We start from the raw sequence: 16,895 nt of genomic DNA, 5'->3' as shown, positions 1-16,895 counted from the left end.
CTATTTTGCATATTGCTGAGTATTATGGTAAGTTCAGATATTAATTAATCGGGTAGGAGGTAGATAATTATTTTATCTACCGACCTCCCACACCACCGTACGTACGGTTCCGTATACGGCGGTTCTTTAGTTTTCATAAACTATCAGATAATAGTCAAGCATGGATGTATATCCTAGCTTGGCTATTATTTTATTAGAAAATATCTGGTTCAGCACTTGCGCCATGCGCCAGTACCCTTTTCTACTACAGGCAAGTTCTTTGGCTCTCCAATGCTCACATCCTATGGCTCTAAGCATTCTGTACTTTGTCTTGATTTTCTTCCACTGTTTCCAATAGACCGCTCGTATTCTGCGTCTAGCCCATTCATCTATGCCTTTTAGAAGATTCTTCATATCTGCGAGTTTAAAGTACTCTATCCATCCTCTCACAAACTGTTGGTATTTATCTTCTCTCGCTGTGTTGCTCATGCCATTGTTTCGGTCTGTCAGATTTCGTATTGCGTCTTTCATCTTTGTTACGGATTTCGGATGTACTCTAAATCTGCATTTACCTCTATATCTATAGAATGTATATCCAAGATATTTAACTTTACTGATGTGCGCGACTTGCGTTTTCTTCCTATTCACTTTCAGAAATAGCCTTTTCTCAATGAATGGTATGATGTTTTCCAAGGTTCTTTCTGCACTCTTTTTGCTTTTACAGAAAATCATGCAATCATCTGCGTATCGGACAAACCTATGTCCTCTGCTTTCAAGTTCCTTGTCCAACTCATTTAGCATGATATTACTTAGCAATGGACTTAATGGTCCACCTTGTGGCATGCCGACCTCTGTTTTCTCAAACACCCCTTTTGTTATCACTCCAGCATTGAGGTATTTATGTATCAAAGAGATAACTCTGCCATCTTTGATGGTTCTTCCCAATACCTCAATCAGCTTACTCTGGCATACGGTATCAAAGAACTTTTCCAAATCCATATCAACCACATATACGTAGCCTTCGTTTACATTCTTTTGGCATTGTTTCAGTGCATCATGTGCACCTTTTTTCGGCTGAAAACCAAAACTGTTTTCTGAGAACTGCTCCTCGTAGATAGGCGTTAGTTCTTGTATGATTGCTTGTTGGATAACTCGGTCAACCACGGTTGGAACTCCAAGCTTTCTGAACTCACCTTTTGTTTCTTTTGGTATTTCTACCCTTCGAACTGGGTTTGGCTTAAATCTGCCTCCCTTTATCTCTTGAATTAAGGTGTCTTGGTTTTCCTTTAAGTAGGGCAGAAGTTCATCCACCTGCATTCCATCTGTTCCACCTGCTCCTTTATTTGATTTCACTCGCTTATATGCCTTGTTGAGGTTATCTTTTCGCAAAATCAATTCCAAGAGATTATTCATCCAATAGTTTGTGATGATACCGCTCTTTTCAGTAATCTTCCCGTAGTCGAACACTTCTGCATCCTCTTTCTGTTCCGCAGATACCATTTGCAGATAGTCTTCCATATGAAGTTGTCTGTTCTTAAATCTACTATCAGTTACTTTCATTGCTTGTACCTCCTAAAGTTCAGTCCTTCCCATATCATTTGCAACTGAAATGGTACTATGACCTCGGCTGACTTCTCGTCATTCGTTGTTACTACAAGTTTCATACTCTGTTTTCACTTGCTGACGAGATCTCCCTGGGTACCACACGTTTCTTTCTCTCCATCCATCTGCCACATTTACTACAGTTAATTCCGAGTAGTTATTGGACTTTAACTTGTATTGCAGTCTTATCCTTAACTGTAGCCTGATGTGATTTCTGTTCGTCAGACCAGAGATTTGCCTCCACCTTCCTTCAGATTCGCAGTCACCCACGACACCCTTGGTCTTGGCTGTGTCTTTCCCACTACTAGGGCAGACTAGGGACTTTCACCCATTAGAAACGTGCGCCGCCAGGCGCACAATGAAAAGACCCTCTATGATTTTATCATAAAAGGTCTTGAGTTTATACTAATTAATTGCCTGAAGAATTAGTATATTTGTAAACTGAGTAAGAGTTTTATAACTATAAATTTTATTATTAGAATGTGAAATCCACTATTGTAGTTTCATTAAGTCTATTAACTCCTAAATCATCCCACATTTTGTGGTAGCCTGTTGTTTCATAATCATCACCATGATTAGGTGATTGATCCGTCCTTGATGCTTCTACTTCGTCACCATAAGCAGTTGTAGAAGCTATACTACTCCAAAAAGAATTATTTTTGTAAATATGTCCAGAAGTATTTAACTTTACACTTATACCATCTTCTGAGGTTAGTCTAACACCCACTTTGAATTTAGCCCATTCGTCAACGTTATCATCAAATGGATTCCACCAATCTTGCCTACTAATGTCCCAACCATTAACACAAACATATATTACTGTATCCCAGTCTATACCAGCTCGCAGATTAGAACCAGAGCTTGTAGTACTATCTTGTACGTCATATAAGGTACCTGTATATACTATCTCTGTATCTGTGTCTTCAGTATAAGCTGGCTGCTGATCTACGGTACTTGCAGCATTAGCATATATGTTACCTTGGAAAGCTACAACCAGACCTAAACATAATGCGAAAAGCTTTTTCTTATTCATTATCTACATCCTCCATTTTTTATATTAATTATAAAACTTTACTCCAATTTAGCATTTATTGTATCATTTAATACCGTAGACCAATTTGTTGCCTTATATGTACCTAATAAATTATCTAAACTCTCATAGGGATAGGTAAGTACAAAAAAGTAAATATTTTGATTATTATCCAAATCAGATTTATTTAATAATGGGCTAATAAGTACTGTTTCACCTAACTTTACATTATAAAATAGTTTATAATCTTTATTCCCGTTTGAATAGTATAAGGGTATTAACCTGCCATCAGATATAGCAATAATCGTTATGATCTGTTCTTTATTCTTTTTAGCATCTTCTAAATACTGGTCATAAAAAGGGGACCCATATATTGAATTTTGTAAGTTTATAGCTATTGGTATTTTAGTTAACCCATTCTTATTATTTGGGATAGCAATTTGTTTATTTGGGATATATTCATTTGTATCTACTCTTAATTCAGTGTTAAGAGCAATTGATAAATTGAAAATACTATTAATAATTTCAATTTCATCCGATGAATTTATACTATATTTATCTTGGTTCATTGAATTATTAGTAGCTGTAAACCTTTTACTAAAAACTAAATTATTTTTTGATGATGATTGATTTTTCGATTTTTCTATAAAAACTAAAAGAAAATCATTAATTCCATCTTCTAATGATGCAGTTATGTTAATTTTAGTATCTAAGAACTCTTTTTCTGATTGAGGTATAAAAATTGTTTGGCTAGTTTCACTCTTATTTTTATTGATTTCAAAATTTACTTGTTTATAATTATTTAATAAAATAATTTGATATTCTACATCTACATTCGAACGAGAACTTATAATAAAATCTCCATTAAATGTATTCTCATTGATAAATGTTTTGTGAAATACTAACTCACCATCGTCAAGTAATTCACAGCCAAATTGAACAGATTTAATTTTATAATTATTATTTTTTTTATTTTTTTCTATGAAATTGTTCAAATACATACCTCCAATTACAAATATAGGAATTGTTATGAGTAAAATTAGTATGCACTTCTTCTTTATATTCCTCAAAATTAAAACCTCCTATATTTCATTTAAATACACATTATACCATTTTTTTACATTTGTCAATAGCTGGATACATCATGTTTTTTCAATAACATTCGGCTCAGTTCATCATAAACCGTATACCTTTCGTATAAATTCCATTTAAGAATTTCACAAAATATAATATTCTTAAATGTGATTGTGTATTTAATAAACTTAAAAAGGATATATTTCTCTAGCTAACAATGCTTTATATACAATATCAGGAATAATATCTTCATATTTATTGGCAGGATTGATTAAGTCTTGTTTCTTGTGTAATATGTATTCACTAAAGGCTTCTTCAGGAGTAGATTTCTTCTGTAACATTAAAGGAGGATTTATTGAGAAAAGATATTCAAGAAAAAGTAAATAAACTTCTAGAAATATATGATGAGTCTGAAGGAATTTTGTTATGTAAGGTAAAAGGAAAAAGGCACATATATACAAAACAGAATAATGTAATAAAAATTCAATTAATCAATGAAATAAAGCCCCTACACCGATAAGATGTAAGAGCCTTATTTTATTGATTACCTTTTAAATTCTAGTATGCAGAAATGCCCTTTCTACATAATATTAAAGCAGCTCGTAGGGGAATCGAACCCCTGTTTCCGCCGTGAGAGGGCGGCGTCTTAACCGCTTGACCAACGAGCCTTAAGAACAATATTTATAATATACTATCTCAAAGGAAAAGTAAAGAGTTTTTTTAATTTTTTTTATTTTTTTAATTATCCTGATAATTTACACTTCTTTCAACATGTCAATTCTTTCACAAAAAACAGAATCAATTCATCATCATTTTCACAAGCTCCATAAGGTTCCAGAGGTCTGTCTTTATACCAGACACCGGATCCATCGGGGATATACCCCCTCTTTACATACATTCTTTGTGCTGTTCCATATCCACTGTGCATGCCAACTGCCAGAGTTACATAATCACTGACTTCTTTTGCAAGCTGCTCTGTAACATCCATAAGCCGATTTCCGATTCCTTTTTTCTGATATGGGATTAATACATTAAAATCTACAATCTCCGGAAAGTCTTTGTCAGCAAAGGGGCCGACTTTGACAAAAGGAAGCAGTGTGACATATCCGGCTGTATTCCCCTTATACTCAGCAACAATAATTTTTCTTATGTTGTTTTCCTGTTCATTATAATACGTTAGAAACTGCTCCGCAGGTTTATTCCAACCCTGACCGGCAAATCCCAGCACAAAAGCTTCAATATCAGTATAAGACATTGAACGTATTATTAAGTCATCATCCTCATTATAATAAATCATATAATTCCCCCAAAGCTCCATCAAAAGTTAATTTTTATTTACCAGCAAAAATTAAAGTTTTTGTTAATATTCTAACACTCTTATTCTGTTTACTTTTATATGTATTCCGCCTACTCCTCCAGAAATATTTCTAAATAGCCCTGTACTCTTGCTTTCGTATAACGGTTTTCTAAAAGCCCGAACTCAGGATCATAATATTTGCCTTTATAATAAACTGCCCAGTGGCTATAGCCCGGTAATAAAAGCTTCAGGAGACAGACCTCCGGTAAAGGAGTAGTATTATCTGCTTTTGTCATGGTTTTTCCATGTCTTATTCCATAATGGGTAAGAGAGTCCGCTATTTCTTTTTTAGAGGTTCCTTTCTCGTTGTTCATTAAAGCTACCACCTCTTCAACGGTTACCCCCGCCAGCATTGCTACACAAGCCTGTCCGCATAAATACTCTGTAGGCTGCTTGATATAACTCATTTCCATTATTTATTCTCCTTCTACTTTATATGGACAAGAAATAAAACTACTTTTTTCCTATACATTATACCCATTATTATCCATATAATCAAGGTTATTCTTTCCTGCTAAGTAATCATACTCTTTTTATCACCCCCAATCCGGCAGTAATTTTATAAAAGCCTTCTTAATAAGCTCATCCAGCTCTGTGTTAGCTTTTAATAAGCCTATATGTTTCTCAAATTCCACTATTGCTTCAAGATTCCCAGGAACAGTCTTAATGCCGGGTACAAACATATATCTCTTTAATTCTTCATTGTAGGAAGCATCAGAAATAAAACCTTCTGCTTCTGCCAGATCAAGCTGATAAGCAAGGCCGCCTGCTACTGCATTGACACCTTTCATCCAGGCTGACAACAGGTTGGAGGCACTTTCAGGATAATCTTCTGCCAGTCTGGAAGAAATCACTGCATAGCTTTCGTAGAAATGAGGATTAGAGCCATGGCTGTGTCCTCCGCCCTCTGTCTTTACGAAGCTGTTCTGATAAATAACAGCTGCTTCTTCTGTTATGGCAGTCTCTTCTCCCTGCCAGTGTACCAAAGCATCAATACGCTTCTCCCTCAAAGCTCCTGCCAGCTCTTTTTCTTCTGCCATAACCCACTCTATGGATTGATAATCCTCTACCTTCTTTTGTTTAAGTACCTCCCAGGCAGCTGCCGCTGCTGCAATGCCTGCTTCCCCTGTCACAACTCCTATTTTCTTATTACCAAGCTGTTCTATTCCGGATATTTCAGTAGTTTTCAATGTCAGGATTTCCACACAGGCTCCCCGTACGCCTCCCCCGATATTAGCCGGCAGTCCGGCATAGATATCCTCCAATATCCCGGCACCTGCTGTTCCTCCGTCCACCGTTCCTTTTAACATTTCTTCTCCCAGTTCTCCTGCCTTCACCGGCACCAGAACTACCTTAATCCCCGCCTCTTCAAAATAACCGTTCTGGTAGGCAGCAAGCAGCGGCAGATCATACGCAGTCCCGGTATAGGAAAGCTTTATTTCTTCCGGCACCGGATTCTCCGCAACTCTTGAGCAGGAAGTCAAAAGTAGTACTAATATTAGAACACACCTTCTCAATCTGCTTTTATGTTGTTTCATTGCAACCTCCATTACATGTCCTGTACCAGTAAACCAATCAGGTCATGAATTATGTATTTCTATAATCAACGTTAATTATCATGCAGATACCCAGACCTGCCTCTCTCCAGCTTCTCCAGTAAACTATCAATAAGCAAGGCCATACCGGCTATTAAAAGTACTGCTGCATACATCTGAGTAATACGAAAATTCATCTGACTGTTCAAAATATAATAACCTAATCCCGAATCGGCACCCATCATCTCAGCAGCAATAAGCATTATAAAAGAGTACCCGGCACTTAAGCGAATTCCTGTAAACAGAAAAGGTACAGTGGATGGTAAAACGACTTTCCAGAACATGAGCCACCGCTTTAAACCAAAGGACTTTCCCAGCTTTAAGAGGTCTGGCTCTGTATTTCTAATGCCTGATATGGTACTGAAAATAACAGGCCAGGCACAGGTCCAGGTTATAATAGCTATCTTTGAACTTTCCCCTACGTCCATAAAAAGCAATATAATATGCAAAAGTAAAAAGGGATTAATCTGAGAGCAGACTTCCAATAACCCCTGAAAGGCCTCTCCTATTTTGGGAAACCAACCTCCCAGCACAAACCCTATAGGCACTCCCAAGCCCAAAGCCAGGCAAAAGCCTGTAGCAGCCCTTAACAGGCTTACGGACAAATTTATAAAGAACTCCCCATTCTCTATCATCTTTACTATTTCAAGCACCACTCTGGAAAAGGGTGGAATAAATACAGGGTTTACCAGCCCTCCCCTGGCTGCTGCTTCCCAGAGTGCAAAGAAAAACAGTACTGCCCCGTATTTATACAACAAACCCTTTATCTTCTTCATCCTTTTACTTCCCTTCACTTCCTATCTTTTCTTTCCATCGAAAAGCAGTTGCTTCTATATTAATAAGCAGATAATTAATACTTAAACCAAGCAGTGCCATAATTACAATAATGCTATACATTTCCGGTGTTTTAAAATTAGCCTGGTAAAAATATAAGGCATACCCCAGACCCCGGCTGGCGCCGATCATTTCAGCAGCTATCAGTATTAATATGGAAGTAGTTGCGCTTATTCGGATACCGGTAAATATGCTGGGCAGCGCTCCCGGAAGGATTACACGTATAAAAAGTACAACTCCTGGAGTCCCCATGGATCTGGCGGCTTTTATTAACTGTGGTTCTACGCTTTTCACACCTGCAATGGTATTTAATAGTACGGACCATAGAACTCCCCAGAATATTACTGCAATTTTTGATATCTCCCCTATACCAAAAATCATTACAAAGACCGGCAGCAGTGCAAGCACCGGCAGATTTCTGAATAACTGTATCAGCGGATCTATAAACCGTTCGAATTTTCTAAACCACCCTATTGCAAGCCCAAAGGGTATGGCAAAACCAAGCCCCAGGGTAAAACCCATAAGGGATCTCCAAAGACTGACAGACAGATGCTTTACTAATTCCCCGGACAAAGCAAGCTTATAAAGCGCTTCCAGCACCTTTGTAAACGGAGGCAGAAATATTGCATTCACCAGCTTCAATCGAGATATGACCTCCCAAAGCAGCAGGAAGAGAAATACTGCCAGAAGGCGGTATAATACCCTGTATAAACTTTTTATCTGTTCTGACAGGAAATTCTTTTTCTTATTTCTGACTATATATATATTATCCATTCTCCCACCCCTCTATTTCGGTATGAAATCATTGGTATAAACCTCTTCCGGCATAATATCCCCTTCCTTCCACAACCCAATGGCTTCTGCAATTTTAAACCACTGTTCAATATAATCCGGTGTTATATTCTTGCTTTCATCATACCAGAAGACACTCAGGTCCTTGGGTTCCAGCTTCAGATATTTGGCATTTATCTCTATAGCCTCCTCCTGATGGGTATTAATCCATATACGTGCTTTATACATGGCATTAACAAATCCTTGCACTATCTCCGGGTGTTCTTCTATGAATTTCTCACTGAATCCTCTTACCGACAGTCCTGCGCCTGGACTGTGAAAGATATCCCAACTGGTCCCTATCTCTCTCACACCACCTGCTGCAAGACTCTTGCCGGCATAGGGAGGATGGGAGGTGGTAACAGCAATCTGCCCCTGTACCAAAGACTGCTCCTGCTGCCCTCCGGTGGATAAAGTAACCCATTCAATCTTATCATAGGGCAGTCCTTTACTCTGAAGATAATATTTTATGTATCCATCATTGCAGGCACCGATTCCGGATATGGATATCTTCTCATCGGTAATATCCTCCAGGGACTGTAATGGGCTTGAGTCCTGTACCAGATACCTTACATGAGGAAAATCCTCATTATCTACCATTCCCGGAGCCACCGCCTTCACCTTTACTCCTGCCAATCTGGCCTGAGCAACATTAGGCGGATGCCCGCCGGTAAATGCATCTAACTGTCCCTGTTCAATCAGCTGATATTCCGTAACCCCTTTTCCAAGGGTACCGATATATGATAGTTTTATCCCTTCTTCCTTAAAATACCCAAGTTCATCTGCCACATTCAGTTCATTAAAGCCTGTTTGTGTCATTACCCTGATCGTAAATAAATCATCAGCAGCAGCAGAAACATCCGTTGTCTCTGATTTACTTCGGCAGGCTGATAAAATCACCATAAGGGTTACTGCTGCCATTAATACACAGATTACTTTTCTCTTTCTCATGGAACATCCTTTCTGCATGCCTATGAAATGCCGGCTTTTCCTTATCCCCTTCCCCTTTACCAGTATCCTTGTGCGGTATATGCTTCCAGACCTATACAATTTTTAACTCCCTAGTTGAACCGTGTCAGCACCACAGAGTAAATATCCTCCAGAAATTTAAGGCCGCCCTCATAGCCTGCATAGGAGCTGTTTATCACCAATCGTTCATTAAGGGGCCAGGAAATGGACAGAAAGTGTGCCTCGGTTTCTCTAGCCACTTTCTTTTCCCAGGAGCTTCCTATCAGAAGGGGATATCCATGGTAATCCGTGTTCTTTATTTCCTCCTGTATCTGATATCCGTCTGTCTCAAAAGACACCTCTGCTTTAATTCCATAATTTAAATCCTGAAACAAATCCTCTATGTTCTTCTTATACGGTTCCGGTGTATCATCCGTTATATACTGCTTTTCGGGAAACAGTCCCACATCATTTACCAGGAATCTGGTAATACCCAGAGTATACTGGGCATCAGAAACTACAACAAAACGTTTGGACATTACACGGTTCTCAAGAAATACATCTGCATAACGTTCTATGTAGTAATAATATTTCCTCTCTTTTTCATCAATAAGAGCTGCTGTCTTTTTGGGATCGATTCCTGCAAAATCACCTACTGTCTTTAGGAACTTACTGGTTTCATATGCTCCAATTGGGAGATTGGGATAATGCAAAAAGGGTGTTCCAAACAACTCCTTTAGTAACTCTACACTACTAAGACCCAGCCAGGGTGAAACCAGCAGATTAAATTCTGCCTTTGGCAGCTGTTTAATGTTCTCGATACCATTACCGAATCCAAAGATAATATTCGGCTTAAGTCCAAGTTCTTTTAAAAGTTCTGAAAGTACTTCGTAATTTCCATGCCAGAAGGGATCATGAATGGGGAGCCCGGCAAATATATTCACAAGGCCTGTCTCCACACCATATACTGCCTCCTTTTTCAAATACTGCTTAAAAATTGCTTCCAGTACCCATTCATAACCCAGGTAATTATTTCCCTTAAAGCCCGCAGTAGATGCGTATATGACCGGCTTTTCTCCCTCTCTGAATTCTCTTACAACCGCCTCGATATCATCCCCTATAATCTCAGCCGAACAGCCGGACAAAACCACATAGAGATCTGCATCTATAACCCTGAGAGCATTTTCAATGGTCTCCCGTAACTTTCTCTCTCCGCCGAAAACCACCTCACTTTCGCTGATATTGGTACAGGGGAATATACGTGGTGCAAAGTGTCCCGAGGTACCGGCACTGCCGGCTCCCTCTAATTTATCCGCACAACCAGGGCCGGAGTGGAGGATAGGCAGGGCTTTTGTTATGGCATGAACGGTCTGCATTCCTCCTAATCCACATTTATATCTGGCTTGATCCAATATTCTAGGCATCCTTTAAATCCCCTCCTTTATAAAGCGCTGCGTTGTCCTGACGGTACCACCATTCGGTATAGGGAAGCTCAATCCTTGAGGACAGATTCCTCTCAAAACTTCGGTTGGTAATCGTATCAAGTATCTTATAGGCAAGATTTAAAGTTCCCTTATAACCGTATGCCATATACTCATCTGCCATAAAAATGGACGGCGTCCCCTGTTTGATTGCCCACACAGTGGTTCCCCCGTGTCTTGCCAGGTACAGGTCAGGTTTATAGGTATTTAAAATATTTAAAATCTCAAAGTTCTGCTGGTCTGCAATACTGACTTTAAAGTTATTGGGTGTATGCTCTGCAAGATACTGAACATGGGGTGGCGCCTCTCCATTGTCATACACAGAATCATAATGCCAGGAGGCTACATACACCACCTCCATTCCAAGTTCCTGTATAACTCTTGCAACCTGGAAAGCAAAGCTTGAACCCATACCAAGGACTACCCTCAGTCCCTGTAACTTCTCTTTTATTTTCTTGATTTCAGGCAGGTACTTATTTCGTTCTTCTCTTAAAAATTCTTCTACCTGTTCTTCTTTCCCGATAACCTCACCAATTTCCTTTAACCAGGTTTCAAATCCTGTAATACCAATGGGATTAATGGTTTTAATATAAGGTACGCCGTATTCCTGTTCAAGCCCGTTACCAAGATAAGAAGCCAGAGTTCCGCAGATGGATACGGTAGCCAGTGCCTCTGAGATATGGGACAGCTCTTCAATAGTGCTGTTGGAATAAAGGAAAAAGGTCTCTACTCCTAATTTGCGGAACATCTCAGTTATTTCTTTTCTGGCTCCTTCGTTAAAATTCTTAAAATTGACTATATTTCGTTTCTCCCTGGGCGGCTTTACTATTCCTCTCAGTACCGCATGATCCGCCGCATCAAATCCCGTTGCCCAGACCTTGGAGCGGAAACCTTCACAGTGAACCGGTATTACAGGCACAGGGATATCTTCCTCCGCCTCCTTTATCAGGGAATCTACATCTTCACCAATTATACCGGAGACACAGGAGGTTCCCACAAAGATAGCAGAAGGCTTATAACGGTTATAGGTCTGCTTAATAATAGCAACCAGTCCCTCACCTCCTCCAAAGATAGTATCTGCTTCATTCATATCCGTACCCAGAAATACAGAATGATAAGGAAGATTTCTCTTTGCAGCCAGCTGAATATGGTTGGTTACAATTCCCGACGCCATGGCGGTACAACCACTGGGTGCATGGTTTATAATGGCGATATCCCGGATATTTGCAAGATATCCCAGGGCACAGCCTGCATCACAGGAACTGGACTGACTAAAGCACCTGCCCGTATCCTTAAGTTTACCGCAGCCTGAACATTCTGCCAGGTTTTTAATATCTCCTGTATAACCAACGATAGAACCCAGCCTTTCCTCTCTTGTTGCAACACGACTTCGTCTTAAATCAATTGCCATATAGCTCCTCCTTACAAATTTTTATATCTTAAATGTGAAACTATTAACAGATACATATAAATGTAAATTTCTTATTCAGATACAGCAGAAAGGTGCTCGTTATTTTCTCGTTGATTTTGTAATAATCCCCAGATATAATGTCTTATTTCTTCAAAGTTCCTTGCCTCATGGATGGTAGCATTGCTGCGTGGTTTTGGCAGATTAATAGGTATGATTTCCTTAACGCTTCCTGGATTACAGGTCATTACCACTACCCTGTCTGCCAACAGAACGGCTTCATCAATACTGTGTGTTACAAAGATAACAGTTTTATTGGTTTTATCAACTATCCTAATCAGTTCATCCTGCAGGTTTTCTCTTGTCTGTGCATCCACGGCAGCAAAGGGTTCATCCATTAACAACACTTCCGGGTCGTATGCCAGAGCTCTTGCAATGGCTACCCTCTGTTTCATTCCACCTGACAATTCATAGGGATATCTGTCTTCAAACTGCTCCAGACCTACCAGGCTTATATATTGCTTTGCAATTCCAGCCCTCAGTCTTTTGGGAATATGCTTTAACTCCAGTCCAAATTCCACATTCTTTAATACGGTCCTCCAGGGAAACAGTGCGTAACCCTGCATAACAAATCCCCTATCCAGAGCCGGTCCGGTAACTCTCTTTCCTCCGATATTGATATTTCCGGATTTTGGTTTTGTAAGTCCTGCAACAATATCAAGCAGAGTAGATTTACCACATCCTGAAGGCCCTACTACTGCAATGAATTCTCCTTCCTTAACGGAAAGGCTAAAGTCTTTTAGGGCCAGAAACTCCTCTGTTTCCCGGCTTTTCTTTTTGCCCGAATTGATTTTGTAGATTTGACTCAGATTATGAAGTTCGATTTTTGTTTCTTTACTGTTATCGGGTACTCTCTCACGTATAACGCTTACCTCTGCCATATAATTCCCTCCTATGAATGAATTTACAAGGTTTTTCCTTCTCTATAAAACAAAGGCAGGTTTTCCTCATGCCAAGATGGGAAAAACCTGCCTTTAGTTATCTAATCAGCAAAACTAATACTGTGATTGAATTATTTTATTCCTACTATTCATATTAATTTACTATATTTTGGGAAATTATAACATTAATTAGATTTTCCGTCAAGTAAAAAAATAAAATTATATTGCCTGCTTTTTTTAAAATAATCCCTATGAATATTACCTTATTCCGAGAAAAAATGATTAAACTCCTCTCCCGCTCCTGAATCATTCATAAGTCTGAAAGCCCTAAGACTCTGGTAGTATCCGCCTATCAGTATCACAACACACAGAATAGCTATAAAAGCAATCCCTTTGGCTCCCAGTGCCTTATGCTGTCCTGAGGATTTTTCTGTTTGAAAAAATCTTACAGTTTCTTTCCAGAAAAATAATCTTTTCTGTAAATCGTATAAAAGAAAATTTATCATTACTCCAAGGATCACAATACAGACCCCTGAGGCAAACAATTTATTTATTAAAAAATTCATGCCAGAAAGATGTACCATTGCCCCCAGACCTCCCGTTCCTCCTGTCATTTCCGCGGCAATAAGTACAAAAAAAGCCATTTCAACACCAACTCTCAGCCCATCAAATACTGCTGGTCCCGCAGAGGGCAGAATAACACTTCTAAGAATTTGAAACCTGCCGGCTCCCATAGCCCTTGCACTTTTTAACACTTCAATATCAGCACTCCCTGCACCGGTTATGGTATGAAACAGTATGGGCCATACAGCAGTCCAGGCAACTATGGCAATTTTAGCACTCTCTCCAATCCCCAGAAAAACAATAAATAACGGCAGAAGGGAATAAGGATTAATCTGACCAAACAAGCGCAGCAAGGGATATAGCATTTTTGCTGTACCCGGCAGTAAATATCCCAAGACAAGTCCCGCGCTGACTCCTGCTGCAGTTGCAAGCAGCAACCCTGCCATAATACGATATAGGCTTAGAAGGAGATTAAGAAACAGATATCCCTCTTTCCCCTCCAAAAGGATTTCCTTTAGCACAATACTAAGCGGCGGAAGAAAATTGGCAGGAACAGCTCCTATTCTCGGAAGGACTTCCCACAATATGAGAAATATAATAAGTGCTGTATTTTTATATATTTTTCGTCCTAAAGTTAAGTGTATTCCCTTCATATAACCTCCTTTGAAAAGCCTATATGTAAATTACAAAATAAACTGCATTTGGTTATATTTATTCCATAATTTATATCATAGTATTCATATTATTTTATATGTATTTGTTTGTAGATTATAAACGTATTGGTATATTTTGTCAATTAAAACATATAAGTTATTTTGCTTTCTTTTTCTATAATCTTTGTCTATACCAACTTTCCCTACAGCTTAGAATATATTTATTTGATAATGGATATTGAGTTATTGAGATGCAGAAATAGGATGCCAAAAAAAGAGCTTCAAAGACTAAATATAAGAATGATAATATCCAAAGAAAAAAGTTAAAGAGAGATCAGCGACTAGATTATGAGCATGAGATTTATTGTCTGATATCCGAAGTCGGTGTTTAAAAGTTTATATCTTAAAGAGGTAACTCAAAGACTTAGATTCAAAAATAATAATTCGAAGCTGGTGATTCAAAGATGATGACTCTAAAGTTAAGCTTCAAAGACGCAGCCATAAAATAACAATAACATCGAAACTAACATTAATGCCACCCTTACTCAACATAATCCTCAACTTTATAAAAGAATAGCTTTTATAAACTAATAAATTATGATTTGAACGTCAAAAGTACTGCCTCCATAAGAGTACAGGCAAATTATAAAAAACCAGAAAGAACGAATTCGCCTATAAAAAGGCAAAAAATGTTCTTTCTGGTTTTGTGTGATATTTTTCACCTCTTGTAAAACACTGACCTTTGACAATAAAATTATATTAATTGTAAATTAAAGATTCTCCCGCATAGTATTTACCATCTTATAAATATAATCAAAACAGTCTTTATCAAAAGGGGAACGAAGTCCACACTTCTCAATTATTTCTGGAAAGGTCATTGTACCTGCAGCACTCAAAAATGAAATATAACGCTTCCAGGCACTGTCCATGTCCTCTAAGGATTCTGCAAAGAATTGGAAGGCCAGTGTCTGAGCCAGTGCATAGTCAATAAGATAGAACGGCATTGCGTAAATAACCGTCATGTCCTGCCACATACAGCCCCAGGAATCAAAGGGCAGGTCTGAATAATCAATATAAGGATTGTACTTCTTATGTATTTCTTCAAATGTCCTGTTTCGTTCCTCGGGTGTCAAATCAGGGTTATCATAGATCAGATGCTGAAATTCATCTCCGATGCAGATTGAACTGATAAAATATGCTGAATACTCAATTTTCTTCTGATGATATTTTTTCAGGTTGTACTCATCAAAGAACAGATAGTCATACTTACTGGTAATCAGCTCCATTGTCTTTGAATGGGTTTCTGCTATTTCCTGACCCAGAGGATTTCTGGATTCCACTAGCAGCTCCGGCTGTTCCGTGGAAATCTTACCTGCAAAAGAATGCCCAAACTCATGGGTAAATACTTCCAGGTCAGACTCATCTCCATTAAAACGGCCAAATATGAAGTTCTCGTTGTAAGCCGTAAAATCCACGCTGAACCCATCATAAGGTGCTTTCCCCGGACGGTCAAACAAATCCATTAGTTCATTTACAAGCATAAAATCGATATATTCGCCGGTATCTTTACCCATTAGATGAAACATTTCAACACCTGCTTTGATAAAATCTTCCTCTTTTACTTTCATAACAGGGCTGCCGTCTTTGAACCGCATAGGTGAATCATAAATTCGAAAAGTAGGCACCTCCAAACGTTTACGTTGTCCTTCTTTTAACTCCACTATGAAAGGAACCCATTTCTTAAGTACCTCCTGGCGAAAGATTTCAACCTCTGAACGACCATAACCAATTCGCCCCCTTAGTATATAGGCAAGTTCGGTATAGCTTTGAAAGCCCAGTTCCTTTGCCTGCTTGGTTCGGTTTTTAACCAGTTTGTCAAAGAGCTCATCCAGTTCCTCTCTATTCTCATAAAACCAATGGTTATAGGTGTATAACGCATTACGGCGCTCATCCCGGTCTACTTCATAGAAGTATGTTTTCATCTTAGATAGAGGTACTTCTTCCCCTTTGTAGTTAACTGTGGCTGTTGCAAGTAGTTTCATATATTTCGTGGTTAGTTCATTTTCTTCAGCCATCAGAGGCAAAATGGATTCATTAATAGCTTTAGTTTCTGCTTCCCATTTATAGAAGATTGTATTGCCCAACCGTTCTTTCAGTTCTTCAATATAAGGAGAATTTACCATAGCTTCATGTATCTTCGTCTCTAATTCTTTTATTCCCGGCTGCACATTGTCCCAATATTCCTGTTCTTTGCTATAAAATTCATCGTTAACATCAAGATAAGCTCTGACTTCACTTATTTCCTGCATCGTGACAGCTTTATAAACCATTTTTTCATAGTCCCTGAACAAATCCTCTTGCTCTTTAGCGCTGCCAGCCTTCTTAATACGCTCTAAATAATCCTTCATCCCTGTCATTACTTCATCCATATCCGGTCTTTCATAGAGCATTTCACTAAACTTTATGCCTTTTTGTACTTCAGCCATTCTGCTTTCTCCTTCTACTCTCATGTTAATAAGATTTCAAACTTTCAACTCATGTGTTTTTTTAGCTATTATAGTTGAAGGAGCCTAATAATTCTACTGATTTTTACAAAAT

At 38.6% G+C, this 16,895-nt stretch carries 15 protein-coding genes and 1 tRNA gene; 1 reads left to right on the top strand and 15 read right to left on the bottom strand.

Going from position 1 to position 16,895, the window contains the following annotated elements:
• Positions 1-126 precede the first annotated feature (126 nt).
• The 3 genes from ltrA to BR73_RS0103435 form a co-directional block, all read right to left on the bottom strand.
• Positions 127-1,539 carry a group II intron reverse transcriptase/maturase gene (ltrA, locus tag BR73_RS0103445; RefSeq protein ID WP_033164413.1) on the bottom strand — a complete coding sequence of 471 codons (1,413 nt, stop codon included), beginning with the start codon at positions 1,537-1,539 and terminating at the stop codon, positions 127-129.
• Between the two features lie 517 nt (positions 1,540-2,056).
• Positions 2,057-2,614, bottom strand: a complete 558-nt coding sequence (locus tag BR73_RS0103440) for a hypothetical protein (RefSeq protein WP_033164412.1) — start codon at positions 2,612-2,614, stop codon at positions 2,057-2,059.
• A gap of 38 nt (positions 2,615-2,652) precedes the next feature.
• Positions 2,653-3,681 carry a hypothetical protein gene (locus BR73_RS0103435; RefSeq protein WP_033164411.1) on the bottom strand — a complete coding sequence of 343 codons (1,029 nt, stop codon included), beginning with the start codon at positions 3,679-3,681 and terminating at the stop codon, positions 2,653-2,655.
• A 359-nt stretch (positions 3,682-4,040) separates the two neighbouring features.
• Between BR73_RS0103435 and BR73_RS28610 the strand changes: the two genes are divergently transcribed.
• Positions 4,041-4,205 (top strand): hypothetical protein, encoded by a 165-nt coding sequence (locus BR73_RS28610; protein ID WP_156034577.1) that lies wholly within the window; start codon positions 4,041-4,043, stop codon positions 4,203-4,205.
• A 76-nt stretch (positions 4,206-4,281) separates the two neighbouring features.
• On the opposite strand, the gene BR73_RS0103430 is transcribed toward BR73_RS28610, so the two are convergent.
• From BR73_RS0103430 to BR73_RS0103375, 12 genes are all read right to left on the bottom strand, one after another.
• Positions 4,282-4,353 (bottom strand) — tRNA-Glu (locus BR73_RS0103430).
• 98 nt (positions 4,354-4,451) lie between these two features.
• The gene (locus tag BR73_RS0103425) at positions 4,452-4,982 is read right to left on the bottom strand and encodes a GNAT family N-acetyltransferase (protein ID WP_033164410.1); all 531 of its coding nucleotides are present in this window, start codon (positions 4,980-4,982) and stop codon (positions 4,452-4,454) included.
• 110 nt (positions 4,983-5,092) lie between these two features.
• Positions 5,093-5,455: a hypothetical protein gene (locus BR73_RS0103420; RefSeq protein ID WP_033164409.1), complete on the bottom strand. Its 363-nt coding sequence runs from the start codon at positions 5,453-5,455 to the stop codon at positions 5,093-5,095.
• Positions 5,456-5,578: 123 nt separating this feature from the next.
• Positions 5,579-6,580, bottom strand: coding sequence for an ABC transporter substrate-binding protein (locus BR73_RS0103415; RefSeq protein WP_033164408.1), 1,002 nt, complete (start codon positions 6,578-6,580; stop codon positions 5,579-5,581).
• Positions 6,581-6,651: 71 nt separating this feature from the next.
• A complete protein-coding gene (locus BR73_RS0103410; protein ID WP_033164407.1) occupies positions 6,652-7,413 on the bottom strand; it encodes an ABC transporter permease in 762 nt (253 codons plus the stop codon).
• Positions 7,414-7,417: 4 nt separating this feature from the next.
• A complete protein-coding gene (locus BR73_RS0103405; protein WP_051684932.1) occupies positions 7,418-8,245 on the bottom strand; it encodes an ABC transporter permease in 828 nt (275 codons plus the stop codon).
• A gap of 12 nt (positions 8,246-8,257) precedes the next feature.
• On the bottom strand, positions 8,258-9,253 hold the full coding sequence (locus BR73_RS0103400; protein WP_033164406.1) for an ABC transporter substrate-binding protein: 996 nt from the start codon (positions 9,251-9,253) through the stop codon (positions 8,258-8,260).
• A gap of 110 nt (positions 9,254-9,363) precedes the next feature.
• Positions 9,364-10,674: a nitrogenase component 1 gene (locus tag BR73_RS0103395; protein WP_033164405.1), complete on the bottom strand. Its 1,311-nt coding sequence runs from the start codon at positions 10,672-10,674 to the stop codon at positions 9,364-9,366.
• The gene (locus BR73_RS0103390; RefSeq protein ID WP_033164404.1) at positions 10,667-12,142 is read right to left on the bottom strand and encodes a nitrogenase component 1; all 1,476 of its coding nucleotides are present in this window, start codon (positions 12,140-12,142) and stop codon (positions 10,667-10,669) included. Before BR73_RS0103390 ends, BR73_RS0103395 begins: the two co-directional genes overlap by 8 nt.
• Before the next feature lie 71 nt (positions 12,143-12,213).
• A complete protein-coding gene (locus tag BR73_RS0103385; protein ID WP_051684931.1) occupies positions 12,214-13,080 on the bottom strand; it encodes an ABC transporter ATP-binding protein in 867 nt (288 codons plus the stop codon).
• 263 nt (positions 13,081-13,343) lie between these two features.
• Positions 13,344-14,297, bottom strand: a complete 954-nt coding sequence (locus BR73_RS0103380; RefSeq protein ID WP_051684930.1) for an ABC transporter permease — start codon at positions 14,295-14,297, stop codon at positions 13,344-13,346.
• A gap of 770 nt (positions 14,298-15,067) precedes the next feature.
• Complete coding sequence (locus BR73_RS0103375; protein ID WP_033164403.1) at positions 15,068-16,783, bottom strand: M3 family oligoendopeptidase; 1,716 nt, start codon at positions 16,781-16,783, stop codon at positions 15,068-15,070.
• Positions 16,784-16,895 lie beyond the last annotated feature (112 nt).

The sequence above is a fragment of the Clostridium sp. KNHs205 genome, assembly GCF_000702945.1.
GTDB lineage: Bacteria > Bacillota > Clostridia > Lachnospirales > Lachnospiraceae > Anaerocolumna.
This window is presented reverse-complemented; position numbering and strand designations above follow the sequence as displayed.